The organism is Dyadobacter diqingensis (assembly GCF_024220585.1).
In the GTDB taxonomy this organism is placed as follows: domain Bacteria; phylum Bacteroidota; class Bacteroidia; order Cytophagales; family Spirosomataceae; genus Dyadobacter; species Dyadobacter diqingensis.
In genome coordinates this window covers 193161-215282 of the sequence record NZ_JAMXKF010000008.1, presented here as the reverse complement: position 1 = coordinate 215282, position 22122 = coordinate 193161, and the positions used below count along the sequence as shown (strand labels likewise).

Here is a 22122-nt window from a genome sequence, read left to right as displayed (position 1 = left end):
TATAAAACAGCTTGTTCCCGGATTCCACCAGCAACCACGTTTACGATTTTGAGTACAAATACTCCCAATTCATTTCCAAACCGCTCTTTTAAGAGCATCCTGTTTATAGAAAGACCGGGGAATCATGGATTATTTGGCTCCGTAGGAGCCGCCTGATTTTATCTCAGCATTCTTATTTTCTTATCACGGCCTGGTCAACCAATTCCTGCCATGCTGCCAACTCTGGTGAACCCGGTTTACGTTTTCCAAAAAACTGGTTAAACATCACACCTTCTTTATCGATCAATTCAATTCCGGTCACAATTCCGTCCTCCGTAGGTTTTCTGACAACCCATGCCTCATCGATCGCATCTTCACGTAAATGAAGGTTGAAAGCCGGATCCATAATATTCAGCCACGGTCCCATGACAAAAATCTTTTTAATCGGTCCTGTATGAATCTGGATACAGTTCGGGTTTGAAACAAAAACCATGATCGGCAATGCCGTTTCCGAAGCAGCATCAAACACCGCTTTCATACTTTCAGGTTTGATCTGGTACGCATATCCTTCCGGCGCGTGGCGAAGTGCCTCTTTTCTTGATAACTTATATTTACGCAAGAGTCCGAAGAACTCGTGTGTGTCCTTTAAAGTAAGCCACTCTGCCTGAAACGCAGCCGTATCGATATCTGCTGTCTGCTCTTCCGCCTTTTTTTCCGGTTTCACAGCCGTCAAAGCCATCGCCTCCTGATCGGCAGCGCGATATTTTTCAACCAATGCGTCGTACGCTTCCTTGTTGCTCTCTTCGGTCAGATAAATTTTATGCGCTGCATCTCCAAAGCTATTGAAAAACTGAAGGCTGTAACGATCTCCCTCGTGTACCGCAAAACCAAACTTCCAGTCGCCAAGGAATAACCGAAGATCAATATCTTCTCCCAAAACCAGCCCAACGTGATTGTTGAAAGAAATATTTTCATAAACACCTTTACGCTCATGCACCACATGGTCGTTACGGGTTAATGCCATTACGTAACCAAGCGACGTCACCTCTTTAAGCAATTCGCGAAAATCTCCTTCCAGCAAAATAATATTATCGCCCAGACCTGTCGCCAACAGATCAGCTTCTGTGGTGTCCAGCTCCCTCGCTGCGTCGCGGATACGGGTTTTTGGATTTTCGGATTTAAATTCAGACCAACGTTCTTTAAGATCAGCGCGGTTAGACATTAATACTGTTTTCATAGTGAAAGATAAATGATTGATACGGAGATGTTTATTTAATATTTGAAAGTTTTTTAAACGATTGCCACCGGAGTGGCTTCGGGAATAATAACCGGAAATGGCGAGTCGTCGGGTTGAAAAATTCTGACGGACACCCCAAAGGCATCCCGGATATTTTCTCCCGTTAAAACCTCCCCGGCATTACCAATCGCAAACATTTTCCCTTTTTTGAGCATCAGAACCTGATCAGCATATTGGAGGGCGAAATTCAGATCATGCACTACGGCGATAACACCATATCCCTTTTGCGTCATTTCACGGGCAAGTTGGAACGTTTCATACTGGTGTAGTAAATCCATTCCCGATGTAGGTTCGTCCAAAAATATAAACCCTTCACGGACCTCCCAGATTTGCGCCAGCGTACGGGCAAGCTGGACCCGCTGCTGTTCACCTCCCGAAAGCGTGGGATATAACCTGTCTCTGAAATGAATGATACCGACTTTCTGAAGACAGTGATCAACGATCGATAAATCACGCTGCGAGGGTTTGGAATCATAAAACGGATACCGGCCCATTAAAACGATATCATGAACGCTAAACGCCAGTGTGATGACATTTTGCTGCGCCAGTACGGCACGCTTTTGCGCAAGTTCTTTTAGGGAATACTTTTTTAAGTCTTTATTGTGAAAAGAAATTTTTCCCTGCGTGGGTGTGAGTTCTTTCGACAAAAGTTTCATTAATGTTGACTTCCCCGCACCATTTGCCCCGACAACAGCCCAGAATTCACCGGTTTTTGCCTTGAAACTGACATCCTGTAAGAGCGACTTATTTTTGACGCTAAAATGTATTTTCTCAACCTCGATCATACACGGTTACGTTTTTGGTTCCAGAGAAGATAAAGGAAAAACGGTGTGCCCAGTAAGGCGGTCAGAATACCGATCGGAAGCTCGCCGGGTGCCACAATGGTCCGTGAAATGGTATCGGCGAGCGTCAGTACGATGGCACCGCCAAAAGCCGACCCAACGAGTAGATACCTATTGTCCGGCCCGAAAATACTTCGGATGATATGCGGCACCACAAGCCCTACGAAACCAATCGTACCCGCCACAGCGACTGATGAGCCAACAGCCATAGTCGCCAGTATAATCACGCCACGTTTCAGTTTGACCATATTTACGCCCAAATGTGCGGCCTGGCTTTCACCCAGCACCAGCAGGTTCAACGATTTGGCCAGATAGGGCATAAACAAAATACTACATCCCACAAATGGCAGAACGGAAAGAACAGTAGTCCAGTTAGCTCCTCCCAGGCTCCCCAGCGTCCAGAAGGTAATGGTCCTTAACTGCTCGTCCGTCGCCATGTATGTCATCAGGCCAGTCAAAGCACCTACAAAGGCATTGATGGCAATACCGCATAACAACATGGTCGCGACTCCGCCTTCGCCGGTAATCTTGGAAAGCTGGTAAACCAATGCAGTCGTCACAGCCGCACCGATAAATGCCGCAAATGAAAGCGTATAAGCGCCCGCTATTTCGTTGATAATGCCGAAGAACTTTATGTTTAACATAATCACAATCACGGCAAAAAGTGAAGCGCCAGATGTCACCCCGATCAATGTAGAGTCTGCGATCGGGTTACGGAATAACCCCTGCAACGCAGCGCCTGCCACACCGAGACCGGCCCCAACCAATATCCCAAGACAAACCCTTGGCAAACGGATCACCCAGAAAACAATCTCTTTTTGCTGTTCCTCAATCGGTATATCCGTCAGTCCCACTTTGTAAGAAACGATCCCGACTATCTCCGAAAAAGAGATAGACAATGCGCCCGTAGCGACCGAAAACAAGACACAACCAAGCAACGCCACTCCCAAAATCAGGATAACCCAACCGGGAGACAGCGGCTGTTTGAGCTCTTGCTGTATCATTTTTTGCTCTTTGCGCTCCGTTTTCGCTATCGTTTCTTCTTCTGTCATCATTGTACCTTTTGCGCAAGCTCTGCCGCCGCTTTTCCCAAACGCGGTCCAAATCCGGTCAGCAGCTGACCATCCATGGAAACGATTTTTTTGTTTTTCCCTGCACTGGTATAGGCGATACCGGGCACTTTCAACAAGCCTTCGATACCATCAACGCTTTCCAGACCACTGGAAAAAAGCACCAGCACATCCGGGTTAGCCGCCAGAAGCGACTCAGATGTTAGTGGTTTAAAATCTGTAAAATCTGTAACGGCGTTTTTATGCCCGATCAAACTGAACATTTTGTCAAGGGAAGTATTCTTACCCGAAACCATCAATGTTCCAGTACCTCTCGCGTAGATGAAAAGAAGCTTTTTCTGTGCCGCCGCCTTCGGAAGTTTGGCCAGATCCGTCTGAACGGTCTTCACCATCTTTTCAGCCTGTGTTTTTGCGTTAAAATAAGCCCCCATTTCTCGGATCAGCTTAATGGTGCCTTCCTGCGACAAATCCTGTTTAAATGTCACCACCTTTTTACCCGTGCTACCCAATTGTTTGGTTACCGTTGGAGATAACATACTCTGGTCACTCACCACGATCATGTCAGGGTTCAGGGCCAAAATACCCTCAGCCGAAATACTCCTGTTATGCCCCACTTTCGGTATTTTATCCAGCGAAGCAGGGTATGTACTCGTTACATCCACCCCGACAATCTGGGATTCCAGTCCTAATCCAACCAGAATTTCACTCAGTGTCCCGTTGACAGAAACGATACGTAACGGTTTCCCTGCAACACTTAAAGCCGGTTTTATAGAAAAGAAAAAAATGATTAACAGGGCAAAAATCGCTCTGTAAGAGAATGTTGTGCGCATTGGGTTAAAATTCAATTATCTTTTATTTGAAAAAATCTTGTCAATCTCCAGTGCCAGCAGGGTTTCCTGAAAAAGCCCCTTGATCTCATCCACTTCCTCGTCATTAAAGGACAACATGAAATTAGGGATCGGGGAAGGCAAAAGATGGTTTCTTCCGTGTGGCAGGGCAGTTTCCATGGTATGAAACTGGTGTTCGTCGTACAGCACCGAATGAAATCCGTTCAGGCCATCTTCCGAGAAAATAAAAAGCACGTTGCCAAATACAAAATTGTAATGATCACAACAGTTGCACTGGCCGATATACCCGTTTTTCGACTGACTTAAAATCCGTAATGACGAATAAGAATGAGAAGCGTCATGCATAAGTACATATAAATAAAGATGCCCTGAGATAAATTAAATAATCCGGAATACTATTTCGTCGCCATGATATGCTCACAAATATAGAGATTTATTTAGACCAAGTATAAACAATAAGAAAAAAATAGTTTTCTGCGCCGTGGGCTAATTAAAAAGTACTTTAATATCGTAACTTGACTACCATCCGAAATCCTGACAGAAATCACCGCAGTGTAATTTCCACCGGATAACCCTTTATTCCTTAACCACTCACAAAATTGAAGAAGCTCTTTACCAACCTTACCTTTTGGGTCCTCACCGCTATCACAGCGGGCGCGTTGCTCGGACATTATGCCCCGGAAACAGCCGTACAGATGGACGTTTTAGGCAAGGGTTTTATCCAGATTGTCAAATTATTTATCAACCCCATCATTTTCCTGACCATCACGCTGGGAATAATCGGCATGGGAGATTTGAAAAAAGTAGGCAAGGTTGGAGCAAAGGCACTTTTGTATTTTGAGGTTGTCACAACGCTTGCGCTCGTTGTGGGGGTGTTGGTTGCCAATATTGTTCGCCCGGGTGACGGCGTGGTAACGGCTAATCTTCAAAAAGGAGATATTTCCGTTTACGCGGCCAAAGTTCATGATTTTAGCTGGCTGCAATTTTTCCTCGATAATGTGACGCTTCAGGTGCTCTTGATTTCCCTTATTTTGGGATCCGTGTTAAGCAGGTATTCGGGGAAGGAGGTCATTGTAAAGTGGCTGAATTTCGCGTCCAAATATGTTTTTAAAGCGCTTCATCTTGTGATGATGTTCGCACCGATCGGCGCTTTCGGGGGAATGGCCTTCACGATCGGAAAATACGGAATTCATACCTTACTGCCCCTTGCCAAGCTCATGGGAACGGTTTACCTCACCATGGCGATCTTCATCTTTGGCATTTTAGGACTGATTTTAAGAACATACAAAATCAGTATATTAGCTTATCTGAAATACATCCGCGAGGAGTTGCTGATTGTTTTAGGGACGTCGTCATCCGAGGCCGCGCTGCCATCTATTATGGAAAAACTGGAACGGATGGGTTGTTCAAAACCCGTTGTCGGGCTCGTTATTCCGGCCGGTTATTCATTTAACCTCGACGGAACCACCATTTATCTGTCCATGGCAACCATTTTTCTGGCTCAGGTTTTTAATGTGCATCTCACTGTCGGACAGATATTATCAGTGATTGGTATTCTTATGGTCACCTCAAAAGGTGCTGCCGGGGTTACGGGAAGCGGTTTTGTAGTGCTTGCCTCCACGCTGACGGCGATTAAGGTAATTCCTTTGGAAGGACTGGCACTGCTGCTTGGCGTCGACCGATTTATGTCGGAAGCCCGTGCCATTACCAATATTATAGGCAACGGTGTAGCCACCATTTGGCTTGCCAACAACGAAAAAGAATTTGACCGTGACAAAATGAATTTCGCCTTTGCCAATGTGCATCAAACTGAAAATATTATTACTGATAACCTGACAGATGTGACACAGCAGTCAGGAAAATAGCTGTTAACGGCGCGCAGCCATTTTCCTGCGGAACAAAAATCCGCCCAGGAGCAGAGCAAAGGCAGTCGTTGCCGAAATCGCATAAATTCCGCCCTTCGAAATCCCCGTTTCGACAGGTTCCGTATTCCCCACAAGCACCATACCCGCCCAGGAATAAGGGAGCTGGTCACTTTTAGATGCCGTTGCAAGCCATTCTATCTGCGCCTGCTGCAAAGCAATATCCAGTGGAACTCCCTTATCGAGCTGGTCATAAAAAAGTGCTGTCAACTCGTAAATGGCCTTATTTTCAACACTCCATAACGTAGTGAGTGTTGAAGGAATACCGATACCGGCAAAACCCCGGGCCAGACTAAAAACACCTTCCCCTTTCTGATTTTTTCCCACACCTGTACGGCAGGCGGACAAAACGAGCAATTGTGTTTTTGACAACCCGGACGTCGGCAGTTCCGAAAGTTTGAGTGTCGAATCGGCGAAGTATAACGTCGGCTCCACTTCTGAGCTGTCTGCGCTGGCGTGTGTGAGGAGTTGAATGATCCGATAATCCGGTAACTCTTGTAAAAATGCCTTTCTTGAAGCACTGGATTGCGTCAGTGTTTTAGGAAAATAAAAATGATCGCTTATCGCCTCCAGCGAAATATCAGAGCCTGGTAGAGCTACCTGATTCAGTCTTGGTGAAAATTTCACAGGCGCCATACCCAAAAATATTTTAGAAGAAAGAAAGTCATTACCTTTTCTTACGGATTTAACCAGAAAACTGGCTGAATAAGTATAACTGAATGCATATTTCCTAATGAGGAAATCAGGCCTGTCAGAAGAAAAACTAAAACTTTGAAAAGGCATAAAATTGCCATCCGGCGATATTATTACCCGATTAGATTTCACATTGAACGGTTTTAATACCAGTCCATATAATCGGTATGCAACACCGAGATAACTTCCAAACCGCTTATTCTGCATCTCCTTATCACTCAATAACCGTTGAAATTGCGCTGTAAACCGCTTGTAATCTCCAATATCAATTTTTTTTAACTTAATATCCCCAGCACTTATACTTAATCCATACACTGCATAATCCCCTTCAAAATAAGAAATAAAGGTTTGCCCCTCAGCAATAACCTTTGAACGGATTTCTGAGATCGTTGGAATCCTGTTGTCATATTTATAAGCATAATATTGCGGATTGGCCTTTTCCAGCTGATGAATAAATACTTGCTGCTCTTCCTGCACATCCACCAATTCGGCAAGAAGATTACTATGCGCTGCCGATTCCCGTTTACTTCCCTCGAGTTTGTTTTGTAAATCCATTATTTTCAAACTGACCTTCCTTTCTTTTTCGGCGTCCTGAACACTTAACTGCATATTTGCCCCAAGTTCATTTAATTGGTCATTGAGCAAAACGGCACGGCTTTTCTCAAAAAAATAGAACGCAGTGGAAGGGTCTTTTAGAAGAAAACAAGTTTCAATAGCTTGCTCATACATTCCCTTCGTTTTATTTCTCCAAAAAAGTTTTGACACTTTTCCGGTATGCTCCCAACGCATAAAATCGATCATGGAGTCCGCAAGCATGTAACCTTTCAGCGCATTTTTTAATTTTTCCGGATCATTCTTCGTTGATTTTGAATAGCTGACCCAGGTATCCGCTTTGTCTCTGATCAATGAAAGAAGATAATCTTTCTGTGCCGTAATACTAATGGATTTTGCAGTTGGCATTGAATTTATTCCAGACAACTGCCCGGCTCCCAGTAACTCAACAAGTCCTTCCTGAAAATATTGAAAGGCCTTATCATATGCATGTTTCCTTGCATAAGCCAAGGCCATTCCATTCAGTGCGCTACTTTTACTGTACATACTTTTGTCAATATCAATTGCCCGTTGAAAATAACTGATAGCCCTTTGATAATCAGCATTTTCATAATAGTAATAACCTATGGCATTCAGAAAATCGGATAGGTTCTTGTGATTACATTTTGCAGCAATTTTATAGGCCGTTTCATACTCGGCCAGCTCTTCTTTTTTAAGTTGAAGTGCTTTGTTCATATAACCTAAAATACGATGCTGATTGGCCAGCGAATAACAAGCTTCTGGAATATTTTCTATGAGCTTGATCGCCTTCAAAACTTCAGTTCTGGCTTCACTGTTCTGGTTAATCTGGGATAATGCCTGTGCTTTTTGTTGTAAAATATCCGAAAGTGTGATTGTGTCCTTAATTTCAGTAGCCATCTTTTCTCCCAAATCAGCGTAAGAAAGCGCTTTTTGGAAATCTCCTTTGATAAAAAAAGCATATACAAGATACAAATAGGCACTGGCAAGGTAGGTCTTCGATTCTGCATCATTTTTCCCGATTTGGATTGCTTCATTAAGATAAGCTATTGCCTTTTCAGCCGACTGGGAAGAATTATAATAAACACCGATCCGATAAGTTGCTTTAACAAGATCCTTCCTTTTGAGCGTATTCTCCTTTTTTGAATAAATTTCAATCACCTGCTGCGTAACTGCTATCGCGTTGTCGAAATCTCCGGCAAACCGATGTACCATCCCTAACTGAAGCAAGGCACGAATGTATGTTGAATCAGCAACAGGAAAACACTTTTTCCATTGCCTCAGCCAGTTTTCCAGTTTAACTTTCTGTACACCGTCGAGACCTCCCCTGCATATTACATTTAAATCCTCATAAAAATAATTGGAAGAGCCGCATTGCGCCCTTCCATCCGTACCATAAAGTAAAATGATTACTATCAGAATCAGTTTTCGGGTCATTATTTTTAAATAATCATACGATCAATATCACTTGATTAACCAGGTTCGCTATTCATCCAAAAGCGCATTATTGCGTACGAGATTTCTTAACATCAGGTCTGGATGCGTTATTTTGTCGATCACATCCTGCCTTGCGTCCCAATCCCAAGGAGTATTCCCTGGAACGGCATAATTTGTACGAAGATATTTGGCAAGACTTGCAGAAAAATATGCTGCGGCAAACGAGGTTCCATGCAGCAAATCTCCATTGGAAGGTGATCCATATGGGCTTATAACTGCCGCGTTGACAAAGGAAGAAGAGTAGTTTCCGTTAAAATGATATTTAAAATGCCAAAAGAGTCCTTCCAAATTGACCCTATTATTGATCTCGCTTCTGATCTCGTTTTCCAACGCATCTGTCAGAAAAGCTCCTGATTGTTCATCTTCTTCCTTGTGCAATGTAAGAGTCTTACTGACGTCCGTTACGGTAATAACATTATTAAAGATACCACTAAAACATGCAGGAAAAATATTGTAAATCTCATTTCCTCCTGGCAGAGCGCCCGTTAAAAAATGATCAAACTTCAATTCTTTTCCTTCGTTACCAGCAGCGGCAACCACCCAGATTTTATTTTTCCACAACGATTTAAACTTCTTTTTCAACAACTTAAACCCATCCGGGTTTATTCTTCCTTCAAAACTTAAATTGATAATCTTAACCGGCATTCCCGCTTTTTTACATGCTAACACATAATTTAAAGCGCATAATAAGTCAAACAATGTACCAGTTCCCGCAAAATCAAACGATTTAACCGGTAAAACCGGCGCACATCCTTTTTGGTTTATAATAGCAGAGATAAGCGAACCATGCTTGCCCTTATCCTTACTATCAACCCGATATCTGTTATCATCGTAGGGTGTATTTAAAATGACATTTCTACTCAGGTTTTTCAGCGCTTGATAATTGGGGTTATTTCTATACTTGGCATCCTGATTATCGTTTGAACAGGCTCTTAAATATGGCGTTACAGAACAGTAACCAATTTTATTTCCTGCAAGCCTATCTCCATGAGAAGGAAATGGCCAGATATCTGCTATTTGAAAATGTCGATCCCTGCCATTTGAGTCTATATAACTTGCGTTAATGTTTGTATCCTGTTTTTGCTGCTTATATGCAAGACCGGTATCTACAACCGCCACTACAATTTCACTTTGTGCCACTAAGCTGGTATCCTTTGCGTCATGACCAAGAAAGTTACTAGGCAAAATTTTAGCACCATCAGGCTTCAATGCTTTTATTGAACCTGGGTCTGTGTTGGGAGGATTCCCGCTCAGAATTAGGTTATCGCACTGGGACTGTACCAATATGCCTGGATTATATTTTTTCTCAAAAACACCAAATTCATAATTGTCAGTCCATTCGATAAGAACAGTATACGTTAATCCGCCGAGATATTCATTGTCAGGATTAGCACATTCGCTGACACGTACCACCCTCACGCGTATAGGAAAGGGTTGCGACAAAACAGGTTTTAATGAAGAAAAAATGAGTGTCACATAGTTATTTTCTAAGAGAAGACCCGTCGATTTTTCGCCAGCACTAATAACCAGGATTTTTTGCTTCGTAACAGCATACACCCCATATTTCTCAAAATAGGGTGTTTCGCCGGCGACAAAATCGGGTATGTTATCTTTCACGGGCTTAAAACATTCCTCTTCCTTCTTGTCTCCCTGTTTTTTTTTATCCTGCGTACGCGGAATACTTTCGTTAAACTCCAATCTGATCGAAAGCGGATTTGTGATTTCATCATCAGGTTCAACGGGTTGCCGGTTTGAATCCAGCATGCGGAAGGTAAATTTGTTTGCCATATAATTATACGCGGTTATAATAACTTTATTATTTAACCCACTTCACAGCCTCTTCCTTCCCTTCCAAATTACCATCAATTACCTCCCTTAACAAACTGTCGGCTAACTTCTTATCCAACGGTAAACCACGTTGCAGGAGGGCAATGGCTTCATAGAATTTCCCGGGGTTGGAGAACAATTGTTTTTGCGCTCCAAGCTGATGAAAATGGTTGATTGCTTTGTCGTAATCTCCTTCCTTCAGGGAAACAATACCCGCAATTTTTTGTGCCTCAGCATTTTGAGGATCACTTCTCAGCATAGCGTCAACCATGGATGCCGCCTCCTTATAATTGCCTTTATTGTACTGATTAATAACCTGTTGCAGGCTGTCTGCATTACCGCCCATTTGTACGCTCAGTGTTGAAAAATTTTCCTGAACATAATGTTCCGCCAACTGCTCCCGGTTCTGGACACCCGGACTTAAAAAGTACCAGCCCAACCCCATTGCGATGAATAAGACAGCGGCGGCGGCGTAATAAAATAACGGTCTGGAAATTGTTTTCGGCTGACCGTTTGGCAATTTCTGCCATGCCTCATGCCTTTCAGCCAGTCTTTTATCCCGTGCTTCCTGCCCGGCAGCATTTTTCACGAGCAGGTAAAAGGCAACGGATTCGGCCAGTTCAGGATCCGTTTTTAAATCCTTTTCAAACTGTTCTTTCTCCGGGTCGGAGAGTTGCCTTTTAAAATAATCTTCGATGCGCTCTTCCATGACTTTTAAATTTTCTCCACTATCCTTTTTTCACTCCCTTATGATACAGCTCTTTTAACTTTTCAAGGCAGCGTAACCGGCTTGTTTTGACCACAGCCGCAGACTGGTAGCCCATTTCAACGGCGATTTCCTGATCCATAAACCCTTCTCCCCAGGCTTTGATCATTTGCTGGCATTTGTCGCCCAGTTCACGCAGCCGCTGATATAAAATTTCCGTATCATACTGATCAATAATCTTTTGCACAATACTCCGGGAATCATCGGGAAGAATGTTAATAAAATCATCCAGCGTTTCGCCATGGTGTACCTGCTGACGATTAGTCGCGTTTTTACGTAGAAGGTCAACACACTTATTGGAAAAAATTTGATACAGATAAGTCTTAAGGCCCGAGCGGCCTTCAAAACGGCCATTTTGGATATTTTCAATAATGGTAAGAATCGTATCTGAATAAGCCATAGAGCAATCGTCGGCGGTGAGGCGGTGTTTCCAGACACCCTCCCGAATCAGATATGCATATTTTTCATAAAGACGATTTTCAAATGAACGCCGTCGGCTGTCATTCGATAAAATACCGTCAATCAGGTCATTATCGGAAATCGTTTTTTGAAAGAAAGACATAATGCATAGCGGATACCCTACCGAAATATACATAAAAACCCATGTCTTGAACAAATTCATCCGGCATGTTTCCACAGAATATGCCTGTTTCGATTAAACGGCAACGTTACATGCCCCCGCCAATCGATTCAAACCATTTTATCCAAAAAAATAATTTAAAAAACATGTTTCCATCCTCACCAATATCCGCGACTAAAAGCCTGGTTAACATTTGAAACACCCCATGCAAGGCGGGGGATTTTTTGCCGGCAGGGTAGGTAACACCCTTATCAACGTTGCCAGATATTCATCCAATAAACACTTAATTATCATGGCAGATCAACTAATCGCTAAAAAACTGACAGCGGTAAAATCTACACTGGCTGTTACACTCCGTCCTTCGGTGACAAAAGATCAGATTAATCAGATTCTGGAAAGAATTTACAAAGAAAGCGGATGCCTTGCCTGCGGGTTGGGTGGACGGGATCTTTATCTCAACATCGACGAAATTCTGCATGACGGAGACCGTTTCCGGAAAGCGCTGGATTTTGACGCGGTCGTCAATGTCAAGATTTTGAACTCGTTTGACCATACCCAACAACTGGGATGAAACCGATCCTTATTGGAACTACTTACGAAGGAAACCGGCCAGAATTTCTGAAAAAGATTGTTCCTGTGGTAGATTTCCTCGAATTCAGCCCGGATTCTCTGGCCACTTCCTACAAAGGGGTGGCCAGCATTAATCCACAGAAGCTCGACGAACTGAAAAGTGTCCATAATCAGGTCGAGTTTCTGGTTCACGGAGTCGGTTTGTCGATTGGTTCTTTTGACGGATTTTCTCAAAATTACCTGCGGTTGCTGGACGACCTATATGAAAATCTTAGTCTGAAATGGCACAGTGAACACCTGGCTTACATGTTTGTCGACGGTGTAAATCTGGGCACCATGATTACCCTTCCGCGAAATAACGAAACGCTGGAGATGGTTTGCCGTCGCGTGGATACGATCCAGGAACGATACAAAATTCCATTTCTTTTGGAAAATGTGGTGAGTCTGATACCTGAATACCACAGTGATTATTCTCATGCTGACTTTTTAAACCGAATTTGTAAAAAAACCGGATGCGGTTTGATTCTTGACATCTACAATCTCGAATGCGACGCGCATAATCATGGGCTCGATATCACATTGTTTTTGCAGGAACTGGATTGCAGCTACATCAGGGAATTTCATCTGGCGAGTGGATATCTGGACAGCGGATTCATGACTGATATTCATGTCGGGCTTACCGATCAGTCGACAATAGATCTGGCAAAACATGTCATCCAAACCTATCATCCTGACAATCTGAAAGCGATTACCTATGAGTTGCTGGACGAATTTGTCGAACGCGTGGGCCAGGAAGCAATTCTGGGCGAACTTGAAAAACTTAGAGCGCTGTTTTATGAAAAATCACCTGCCACTTGCTGAACTGCAAACGAAACTTTTGGGCCTGATCAAAAACAGTTATGTACCGGAACCGGATGATGAAAACTACTTTCATCAGGTCGCCGGATCGGAAAACTTACAGCTGATTAAAGAAATAACACGTTGGTGGCGACAAAACCATCTGGAAAGATATTGCTTCTTTACCGCAAGGTTCCTGAAAGCCACCGGCCAAATGGAGACCACAACAGCCAGCTATTATCAATCGAATAACCACTCTTCTTTTATAGAAGAAATCGGACCGCATTTTTTAAAATGGCTGATCGGGCATACCATCGGCCTGACATCCGTCATCGCCCGTTTTGAACTCGGCATGATGGCCATCAACAAAGACGAAATGTATGAAGATGACATCACCTGGCCTTGTGACCCGCTTCCGGTAATTCATGCCCTGATCCAGGGCAATTTGTCGGGCGAATCAATCCTGTCAGGCCGCTACCGCATGATCATCTCAGACAAAATCATCGGTGCGTTCGAGGTAGAAGAAATAACGCCCACAGAATCAATTGCCCCAGTAATGTGTCGGGATATCCACCGATAACTTTCAGATTCCGGCAATTCCATGTTACCTTTGAACAACAAATTATCGCAATCAAAGGAAAGATGATAAATCAGGAAACTACCACGTTGACCCGTTCTAACCGGGTTTTTATAGGAGAAGAATTTGATCTAAAAAAATGGGATGACCTTCAGCCGTTTTACGATAATCTGATCGCCCGGGAAATAAACTCAGCATCGGACCTGCGCCAGTGGTTTTTGGACAGAAGCGAGCTGGAATCTTACTTGTCGGAAAATTTCGCCTGGCGATATATTCGTCAAACCTGCGATACTGCCAACACCGGGCTGATCAATGCCTTACAATTTTTCATTACCGAAATACAACCAAAACTTGCCGAATACGGAAATCAGCTGGATAAAAAAGCTGTGGAAAGTCCATTTCTGACCGAATTGACAGATCAGGGATTTGCGATTACAATCCGCAGCATGAAAAAAGCAATTGAATTATTCCGCGAAGAAAACATTCCGCTTCAGACGGAAATGCAGACCGAGGAGCGGAAATATGGTGCAGTGGCCGGTGCCATGACCGTTACGCTCGACGGAGAAGAAATGACATTGCAGAAGGCCTCTGACCGCCTGCAGTCTGCCGATAGAGCCGTGCGTGAAGAAGCGTGGCGTGCCGTTGCTGAAAGACGTTTTCAGGATCATGAAACGCTGGATGAGCTATTGAATAAACTGGTGACGCTGCGGGATCAGGTTGGGAAAAACGCTGGATTTGCAAACTATCGTGACTATATGTTTGCAGCCATGGGACGTTTTGACTACACGCCGCAGGACTGTTTTAATTTCCATACTTCGGTGAAGGAAGCTGTCGTCCCTCTTTTGAACGATATGGCCGGCAATCGGAAAAATGCCCTGAAAGTTGAACAGCTGCGCCCATGGGATACAAAAGTAGATCCGAAAGGATTGCCACCTTTGAAGCCTTTCACCAGCGGAGAAGAACTGCTTGATAAAACCATACGCTGTTTCAGCCGTTTGGACCCATTCCTTGGCAACTGCCTTCAGATCATGAAAAACATGAAACATCTGGATCTGGAATCAAGGAAAGGAAAAGCACCCGGTGGTTACAATTATCCACTGGAAGAAATCGGTGTGCCGTTTATTTTCATGAACGCAACCTCGAACCTTCGCGATATGGTGACGTTATTGCACGAGGGAGGGCATGCGGTACACTCGCTGGTAACCCGCGACCTGGCTTTGAATTCCTTCAAACACACGCCTTCCGAAGTTGCCGAATTGGCTTCCATGTCGATGGAATTGATCACGATGGACTTTTGGGATGAGTTTTTCGACAATGATGATGACCTTCGTCGCGCCAAAATCCAGCATCTGGAATCGATCATTGAGACATTACCCTGGGTAGCTACCGTGGATAAGTTTCAGCACTGGATGTATGAAAACCCAACGCATACCGCAACAGAACGGACAGAGGCCTGGGTGAAAATTTATCAGGAATTTACGGACGAGGTTATGGACTGGTCAGAACTGGAATCTTTCCGGGAATATCTGTGGCAGCGTCAGCTTCATATTTATGAAGTACCTTTCTATTACATTGAATACGGAATTGCACAATTGGGAGCGATCGGTGTTTGGAAAAACTATCGTGAAAACCCGGAAAAAGGACTGAAAGGATACCTTGATGCTTTGAAATTGGGCTACACCGCGCCGATTACAGAAATTTATCAGGCTGCCAATATTCCATTTGATTTTTCAAGGAAATATATAACAGAACTCATGCAATTCGTCCATAATGAATTAGAAAGATTAAAAATTTAATAATTCAACTCCTATCCGTTTGGTGGTTATGGAAAAGGCGGTTATTTTTGTGCGTATTACTATGAACAGCAGAGAGATGAAATTTAGTAAAATAGCCGCCTTTGTGGCATGTATCGCATTGTTATCTTCTTGTGATTATCAAAAATATAACCACAAAGAGCAAAAAGACCCAAATGCAGACAATCAGTATGTTTACGGAGTAAGCCCTGATTCTTTGCCACGTCAAATGGCTAATAAATACGAAGCAAATCCTGAGCTTGAGCCACGTGTCAACGCAATCCGTGCTAAGTTGTATGACGGTGCAGGTAGTGCAGTTGTGAAACAATAACACGGTCTCTTAGCAGGTTAATATCATAAAACAGGATATCCTCAAAAATTGAGGATATCTTTTTTTATGCCCGAATTTCTGGTAAATATTATAGCGAAAGGATGTGAATACCTTCCGTCAAATAATAAACGAAGTATAAAACTGAGATCGAAAGCATGGATAAAATGCTGAGGTTAAATGCGAGCGGCGACTTTTCGCGAATAAAATTTAATCCTGCATACAAAATCCAGACAATCGGGAAGAAGGCCTGAAGAAATAAACGGGACTGAAAACAAACCCAGACATTGTACTTAACGCCCGCAATAATGACGAGCAAAATACTTAAAACTAAGATACCTAACCAGGCAGCTTCTTCAAGTCCTTTCTCAAAAGATGCCTTTTCCGCTGATTTCAGCTTACCAATAAATTTAAATACTGACACCGATTTCAGGAACGCACCCAGCAAAATAAGTACGGAGGGAATAAGTCCAACGATGTAGATCACGCTCCCAATGTATTTGAAAGAGGTTCTGGAACCAAGTTCAAACCCGTTTAACGGCTCACAGAATTTGTACCAGAAAGTGGCATAAAATATGATCGGGTAAACATGTTCGAGTATTGGATCGCCCTGAAAAAATGTAGGGTATTTGACCAGCTGTTTTAAGTTGAAATACAGAATGCTTTTGATGCCGATAAAGGTATTCGCCGGCATGTAGTAAAAGAAATCAATATTATGGGCAATAAACCGGTGCTCGGCGTAATAGTTTTCCAGATATTTATATGAACCGAGCAAAAAGGTGACAAAGCCAAAAAGCACGAGTCTTCCCAAAATGTTTTTGACAGGTACCTCCTTTTTCCACAGCGACAATATCACAACCAGCCCCAACACCGGCCCAAAAGCCAGAAATGTACCTTTTGTTAACAAACCAAGACCCAGCAGCGCAGCAAGAATGACTTCATTTTTCAGATCCGGTTTCCCTATATAGCGGTGAAGTGCATAAAAGATGCAGGTTCCTAAAAAATACGCCAGGGTATCATTGGAGACATAAAGTGAAAAGGTAACAAACGAATGCAGCGATACCGCCAGCAGAAAAGATATATTCCTTGCAAGAATATTGGGCAGCAGCTTCTTACACAAAAGATAGAGAAGGTACAGGTTTCCGCAAGCCAGCAAAAGTGAAAATATCTGCGTTATCTTTTGGCTGTGCACATTGTCAAAATAGAAAAACGGTAATGCCAAAAGATAATAAAGCGGCGGGTGCATCGCACAGAATACTTCACGGGTCAATGGCAACCTGCCTTTTTCAACAATGAAATTAATTACTTCGCCATGTGCATCGACACCAAAGCCGGGTAATGTGAAATACAAAAAAACGCGGAGCACAATACCAGCCAGCAACAGATAACCCAATAAGTTATCTCTTCCCAAAATGGCAGTCAATTGTTTAAACATATGTTTAGAGCACAAGGATAATACCCGCAAAGGCAGGAAGGATCATGTAATGCATATTTTTTACACCACAACGAGCCTTAAGTCCGTTATAAAATATCAATGAGGCGCCTTAATTCTTTTCAACAATATTGTAGAAAATTAAGACTTTCAAATAAGGAGAGGTAATTTTCTGTAAAATTATAGAAGTGCGAACGAGAATAGAAATTTTTTTCCGAAATAGATCAATTATTTTGTAAACGGCTGAAAATCTAACATAATCGTCGCCGTTGAATCATTTCTAATAAAAAATGAAAGTTAATTTTCGTACCACTTGAGCAAGCGGTTGGGATAATTGTTCGTTTTTAATTTACTTTACATCCTTAATATACACATCGAAAATATAGTATTATTTTAATACCACATTTAAAAACCGTATTTAATACTTAATATGAATATAGCATTGGTTACCGGTTCAGCCGGATTGATAGGAAGTGAGTCCGTTGCGTTTTTAGCCGATAAGTTTGACCTGATCATTGGTGTTGACAATAATTTGCGTGAATATTTCTTCGGAGCAGATGGAAATACTGCATGGAACAAGAGCCGTATTGAATCCGCTTATGCTAACTACAAGCACTATTCAGCAGATATTCGGGAAGTTAGCCAACTTGAACCGATTTTTAAAGAATACGGAACAGACATTAAACTGATTATCCATGCTGCTGCACAGCCAAGCCACGACTGGGCTGCCCGTGAGCCTTTCACAGACTTCGGTGTAAATGCAGTTGGAACATTGAATATGCTTGAAATGACCCGTCTTCACACGCCTGAAGCTGTGTTTATTTTCACATCTACCAACAAAGTTTACGGAGATAATCCTAACTATCTGCCTCTTGTTGAGCTGGAAACACGTTGGGAAATCGATGAAAATCATGCATACTTCAAAAACGGAATTGACGAACAACACAGCATCGACCATACGAAACACTCCATCTTTGGTGCTTCGAAAGTAGCTGCTGATATCATGGTGCAGGAATACGGCCGTTATTTCGGTATGAAAACAGCTGTTTTCCGTGGAGGATGCCTTACAGGCCCTAACCACTCAGGTGCTCAGCTGCACGGATTCCTTGCTTACCTGATGAAATGTGCGATCACGGGGAATCACTACACGATTTTCGGATACAAAGGCAAGCAGGTTCGTGACAATATCCATAGCCATGACCTTGTAAACATGTTCTGGCATTTTTACCAAAACCCACGTCCGGGCGAAGTTTACAACGCTGGTGGTGGCCGTTTTGCAAACTGCTCAATGTTGGAAGCCATTACTTTGTGCGAAAAAATCACGGGTAACAAACTTTCTTACTCATACTCTGAAACCAACCGTATCGGTGACCATATCTGGTATGTAAGTGATCTTTCGAAATTCAAAGCGCACTATCCGGGATGGAATTGGGAATATGGCCTTGTTGAAACATTAACACAAATTCACGACGGCATTTCTTCTCGTTTGGGAAGTGTAAAATAATATGTTAATTTTCGTAACCTCCGAACGAGTTAGATCTGTTAACTTGTCCGGAGGTTATTTTTAATCTCCACTATGCCGGAAAACTTTGTAATTATTATACCTCAGTACAACGACTGGGAGGCTCTAAATCTGCTGATCACGAAAATAAACACAGATCTGGATCCTGCCGTGCTGAAAAATGCATCCATACTCGTGGTAGATGATTGTTCATCGATAGACCGGACCAACCCTTTTGTTCCTTTCGGCGGAAAAGCCATTCAGGTTTTACGCCTCTATCGCAACCTTGGACACCAAAAGGCTATTGCCATCGGTTTGTCCTACGTAGCCGATAATATTGATTGCGATAAAGTGATTGTGATGGATGCCGATGGGGAAGATGCTCCGTCTGATATCAATAAACTGGTTGCAAAATCAGTTGAAGTTCCTGGAAAAATCATTTTCGCACAGCGAAACAAACGTACCGAAAACTTCGTCTTTAGGTTCTTTTACGTGATTTACAAGTACGTTTTTAAACTGCTCACGGGTAAAGTAATCACCTTTGGTAATTTCAGTCTGGTGCCTAAAAACAGGCTTCAGAATCTGGTACGCGTTTCCGAAATCTGGAACAATTATCCGGGTGGCATTATCAAATCTCGTATTCCTTACGATTCCATGCCGACAGACCGGGCGACCCGTCTGGCGGGGGAGAGCAAAATGAATTTCGTTTCGCTGGTTCTACACGGATTAAGCGCGATATCGGTACTCGTTGACACGACTGCAGTAAGGATCCTGATTTTTTCCATGTTCATGTCCGGTTTGGCCGTGGCCTTCATCTGCATAATTTTGTTCCTCAAACTGATTGGAAATGCTACACCGGGATGGGCCTCTACGCTAGGCAGCACCCTGATTATCCTGATGCTCCAATCGTTTCTGATTTCTCTTTTTCTGGTGTTTATGGTTCTGCAATATCGCTCACAGCAACACTTTATTCCAGCCATTCATTACCGTGATTTTGTAGACAAGGTAGATACAATCAACTAGGATCGTATGCTGACTTTCGACAATTCTCCGACAGTTTACTGGTTTCTTGGATATTCGCTGGCCGGACTGGTCATTTTAGCGAGTATTTACAAAAAAGTGCCTGTGAAGGCATTTGTAATACTTTCTATTGCCCTGCTCGCCTTCATGCGTATGCCTGCGATTGTACTTAACAGAGAGCTGAACGCCGATGAAAGCCAAATGCTCAGCCATGCGATTACACTTCACCAGGATCCTGTTTATTGGCGATCTGTCGATGGTACCACCATCGGGCCCCTTGACAATTATCTGCTTGTCATTCCTAAAATATTCGGATTTCAAATCAACTACACTTCTGGCCGGATGATGGGCTTGCTGTGTTGCATCGGAGCTTTGCTGTTTATTTTCTCAGCAATGAAAAGATGGTTTGGCGAGTCAACTGCGCGGGTTGCATTTACAGCGCCGGTTATTTTTCTATCATTCACACAGGAGACCGATTTCGTTCATTATTCCAGTGAACAGATGCCCGTATTCCTCCTGGCCCTAACGATATGGTTGCTGTCAAAACTTACTGAAAGCAGGCTATTATCCTCAGCCACAACCTTCTTTCTCGGCTTTTTTGCCGGTATGATGCCATTCGCCAAATTGCAGTCTGTTCCTCAGGCGATGGTCGTAGTTATCGCTGCTTTATGGTTGTGTTACCAATATTATGGCCGTACGCGGCAGCTCAAACCACTTTTGACTTTGCTTTTAGGCGGAATAACTTTCCCGGTTCTGGCTTTTGTATGGATTTTTACCAACGGTGTTTTCCAGGATTTCCTTGACTTCTACATTTTTGGCAACGCCATTTACGCTGGAGAAAACAATTTCTTTTCGATCCCCTCGCAGTTTGTCAGTCTGGTCTCCAATAGCGGGGATTTTACCGTTTATTCGCTGACTCTGATCATTCCGATGATTCTGGGTGTATTTTATGCCTTACGTCCTTCTGCCGGCAGTAAAAAGATCAACGACTTCCTGATCCCTTCGACGGCCATTCTGCTGATCCTGGCTGGTATTTATTCCTCCACAAAATCAGGAAACAGCTTTATACATTATCTCAATTTTTGCATCTATCCCTGGATCTTACTCGCCGCTTACGGTATATCAAAACGAAACACCTTGTTTATCGCCGCTCCGGTCGCACTTCTTTTATGGTTTGCCGGAAATGATGCCATATCCTATAAAAGAGAACACCGCCTGAATGCCTTTGAATCTGTGGGAGGGGCCAATAAACTGGATAAAAGTGCGGTTGTAAAAGCTTTGGAGAAATTTACCAAACCAGGAGATTACATGGTGGTGTGGGGTTGGCAATGCAAGTATTATGTGGAGGCGCAACTGGCTCAGGGAACAGCTGAAAACCACTCGGAGCGTTCCATTTTCAAACATGCGATGCAGGATAAATACCTGAGCCGATACGTGAGTGACCTGCAAAGAACGAAACCTGCCGTAATTCTTGACGCTGTCGGAAAGTACAGTTTGTGGGTGCAGGATAAGGCAACGCAGGGAATTGATAGTTTCCCTGCGGTGGCTCAGTATGTTCACCAGCACTACACGCTGGTTTCCACGATAGACGATGTGACCTTATACGTACGAAAAGATAAGCTGACTAGTCTGCAATCAGCTGTTCAGCCGCGCCTTGCTGCAACAAATCACTAAGTGTGGTCTGATCTAACACGGCAAGGTTGGCATCTCTCCATTTTTCCAAAACCGTACGCAGGCTGCATGTTTCCTCATCTTTGCAGTCATCACATTTTCCGTAGAAAAACATGGACACGCAAAGCGCCGGCGCGATAGGGCCATCAATAATCCGAAGCACTTTCGAAAAACTTACTTCTCCCGGCGGAATTCTTAATAAATAACCTCCTCCTTTTCCCTTTTGGCTCTGTAAAACGCCGTTATTTCTCAAATCAAGCAAAATTGCTTCAAGAAATTTCTTGGGAATTCTTTCTTTCTCCGCGATGTACGAAATCAGCACGGGGCCTTTCCCGAACTGTTCCGCCAATACCTTAAGCGCTTTTAGAGCGTACTTTGCTTTTTTTGATATCATTGTTGATAAGTATACTAAATTTCGCCTTTAAAACTTACAGCATTCTTTACACGATAACTTCCATCTGATCTCTGTACTAATCTGAGTGGCTTAGTGTTGTAACAATTA

General features: G+C 43.2%; 20 protein-coding genes. 9 read left to right on the top strand and 11 right to left on the bottom strand.

Going from position 1 to position 22122, the window contains the following annotated elements; genetic code table 11:
* Positions 1 to 172 precede the first annotated feature (172 nt).
* The 5 genes from M1L62_RS20865 to M1L62_RS20845 are packed head-to-tail and all read right to left on the bottom strand — an operon-like array spanning position 173 to position 4381.
* Positions 173 to 1216, bottom strand: coding sequence for a hemin-degrading factor (locus tag M1L62_RS20865; protein WP_254561565.1), 1044 nt, complete (start codon positions 1214 to 1216; stop codon positions 173 to 175).
* 53 nt (positions 1217 to 1269) lie between these two features.
* Entirely contained in the window at positions 1270 to 2061 is a 792-nt protein-coding gene (locus tag M1L62_RS20860; protein ID WP_254561564.1) for a heme ABC transporter ATP-binding protein, read from the bottom strand.
* Entirely contained in the window at positions 2058 to 3173 is a 1116-nt protein-coding gene (locus M1L62_RS20855) for a FecCD family ABC transporter permease (protein WP_254561563.1), read from the bottom strand. Before M1L62_RS20855 ends, M1L62_RS20860 begins: the two co-directional genes overlap by 4 nt.
* The gene (locus M1L62_RS20850) at positions 3170 to 4018 is read right to left on the bottom strand and encodes a heme/hemin ABC transporter substrate-binding protein (protein ID WP_254561562.1); all 849 of its coding nucleotides are present in this window, start codon (positions 4016 to 4018) and stop codon (positions 3170 to 3172) included. The genes M1L62_RS20855 and M1L62_RS20850 overlap by 4 nt, the downstream gene beginning before the upstream one ends.
* Positions 4019 to 4033: 15 nt before the next feature.
* On the bottom strand, positions 4034 to 4381 hold the full coding sequence (locus M1L62_RS20845; protein WP_254561561.1) for a DUF6686 family protein: 348 nt from the start codon (positions 4379 to 4381) through the stop codon (positions 4034 to 4036).
* Between the two features lie 254 nt (positions 4382 to 4635).
* On the opposite strand from M1L62_RS20845, the gene dctA reads away from it, so the two are divergent.
* Entirely contained in the window at positions 4636 to 5901 is a 1266-nt protein-coding gene (gene dctA, locus M1L62_RS20840; RefSeq protein WP_254561560.1) for a C4-dicarboxylate transporter DctA, read from the top strand.
* A gap of 3 nt (positions 5902 to 5904) precedes the next feature.
* Here dctA and M1L62_RS20835 read toward each other — a convergent pair whose 3' ends face one another.
* The 4 genes from M1L62_RS20835 to M1L62_RS20820 form a co-directional block, all read right to left on the bottom strand.
* Positions 5905 to 8658 carry a CHAT domain-containing protein gene (locus M1L62_RS20835; protein WP_254561559.1) on the bottom strand — a complete coding sequence of 918 codons (2754 nt, stop codon included), beginning with the start codon at positions 8656 to 8658 and terminating at the stop codon, positions 5905 to 5907.
* Between the two features lie 48 nt (positions 8659 to 8706).
* Positions 8707 to 10416 carry a S8/S53 family peptidase gene (locus M1L62_RS20830; protein WP_254561558.1) on the bottom strand — a complete coding sequence of 570 codons (1710 nt, stop codon included), beginning with the start codon at positions 10414 to 10416 and terminating at the stop codon, positions 8707 to 8709.
* 118 nt (positions 10417 to 10534) lie between these two features.
* Positions 10535 to 11254, bottom strand: coding sequence for a tetratricopeptide repeat protein (locus M1L62_RS20825; protein ID WP_254561557.1), 720 nt, complete (start codon positions 11252 to 11254; stop codon positions 10535 to 10537).
* Positions 11255 to 11273: 19 nt separating this feature from the next.
* Positions 11274 to 11873 carry an RNA polymerase sigma factor gene (locus M1L62_RS20820; RefSeq protein WP_254561556.1) on the bottom strand — a complete coding sequence of 200 codons (600 nt, stop codon included), beginning with the start codon at positions 11871 to 11873 and terminating at the stop codon, positions 11274 to 11276.
* A 310-nt stretch (positions 11874 to 12183) separates the two neighbouring features.
* On the opposite strand from M1L62_RS20820, the gene M1L62_RS20815 reads away from it, so the two are divergent.
* The 5 genes from M1L62_RS20815 (at position 12184) to M1L62_RS20795 (ending at position 15999) form a co-directional block, all read left to right on the top strand.
* Entirely contained in the window at positions 12184 to 12462 is a 279-nt protein-coding gene (locus M1L62_RS20815; RefSeq protein ID WP_254561555.1) for a hypothetical protein, read from the top strand.
* Entirely contained in the window at positions 12459 to 13322 is an 864-nt protein-coding gene (locus tag M1L62_RS20810) for an MbnB/TglH/ChrH family RiPP precursor modification enzyme (protein WP_254561554.1), read from the top strand. The genes M1L62_RS20815 and M1L62_RS20810 overlap by 4 nt, the downstream gene beginning before the upstream one ends.
* Positions 13297 to 13878, top strand: coding sequence for a hypothetical protein (locus M1L62_RS20805; protein ID WP_254561553.1), 582 nt, complete (start codon positions 13297 to 13299; stop codon positions 13876 to 13878). Before M1L62_RS20810 ends, M1L62_RS20805 begins: the two co-directional genes overlap by 26 nt.
* A 62-nt stretch (positions 13879 to 13940) precedes the next feature.
* Positions 13941 to 15671 carry a M3 family oligoendopeptidase gene (locus M1L62_RS20800; protein ID WP_254561552.1) on the top strand — a complete coding sequence of 577 codons (1731 nt, stop codon included), beginning with the start codon at positions 13941 to 13943 and terminating at the stop codon, positions 15669 to 15671.
* A gap of 28 nt (positions 15672 to 15699) precedes the next feature.
* The gene (locus tag M1L62_RS20795; protein WP_254561551.1) at positions 15700 to 15999 is read left to right on the top strand and encodes a hypothetical protein; all 300 of its coding nucleotides are present in this window, start codon (positions 15700 to 15702) and stop codon (positions 15997 to 15999) included.
* Positions 16000 to 16087: 88 nt separating this feature from the next.
* Here M1L62_RS20795 and M1L62_RS20790 read toward each other — a convergent pair whose 3' ends face one another.
* Positions 16088 to 17431: a glycosyltransferase family 39 protein gene (locus M1L62_RS20790; protein ID WP_254561550.1), complete on the bottom strand. Its 1344-nt coding sequence runs from the start codon at positions 17429 to 17431 to the stop codon at positions 16088 to 16090.
* A 427-nt stretch (positions 17432 to 17858) separates the two neighbouring features.
* Between M1L62_RS20790 and M1L62_RS20785 the strand changes: the two genes are divergently transcribed.
* The 3 genes from M1L62_RS20785 to M1L62_RS20775 all read left to right on the top strand — a co-directional run bounded on the left by M1L62_RS20785 (position 17859) and on the right by M1L62_RS20775 (position 21623).
* On the top strand, positions 17859 to 18932 hold the full coding sequence (locus M1L62_RS20785) for an NAD-dependent epimerase/dehydratase family protein (protein ID WP_254561549.1): 1074 nt from the start codon (positions 17859 to 17861) through the stop codon (positions 18930 to 18932).
* Between the two features lie 72 nt (positions 18933 to 19004).
* Complete coding sequence (locus M1L62_RS20780; RefSeq protein ID WP_254561548.1) at positions 19005 to 19952, top strand: glycosyltransferase; 948 nt, start codon at positions 19005 to 19007, stop codon at positions 19950 to 19952.
* Positions 19953 to 19958: 6 nt separating this feature from the next.
* On the top strand, positions 19959 to 21623 hold the full coding sequence (locus M1L62_RS20775; protein WP_254561547.1) for a hypothetical protein: 1665 nt from the start codon (positions 19959 to 19961) through the stop codon (positions 21621 to 21623).
* On the opposite strand, the gene M1L62_RS20770 is transcribed toward M1L62_RS20775, so the two are convergent.
* A complete protein-coding gene (locus M1L62_RS20770) occupies positions 21574 to 22014 on the bottom strand; it encodes an RrF2 family transcriptional regulator (RefSeq protein WP_254561546.1) in 441 nt (146 codons plus the stop codon). The two genes, M1L62_RS20775 and M1L62_RS20770, sit on opposite strands and share 50 nt — an antisense overlap.
* Positions 22015 to 22122 lie beyond the last annotated feature (108 nt).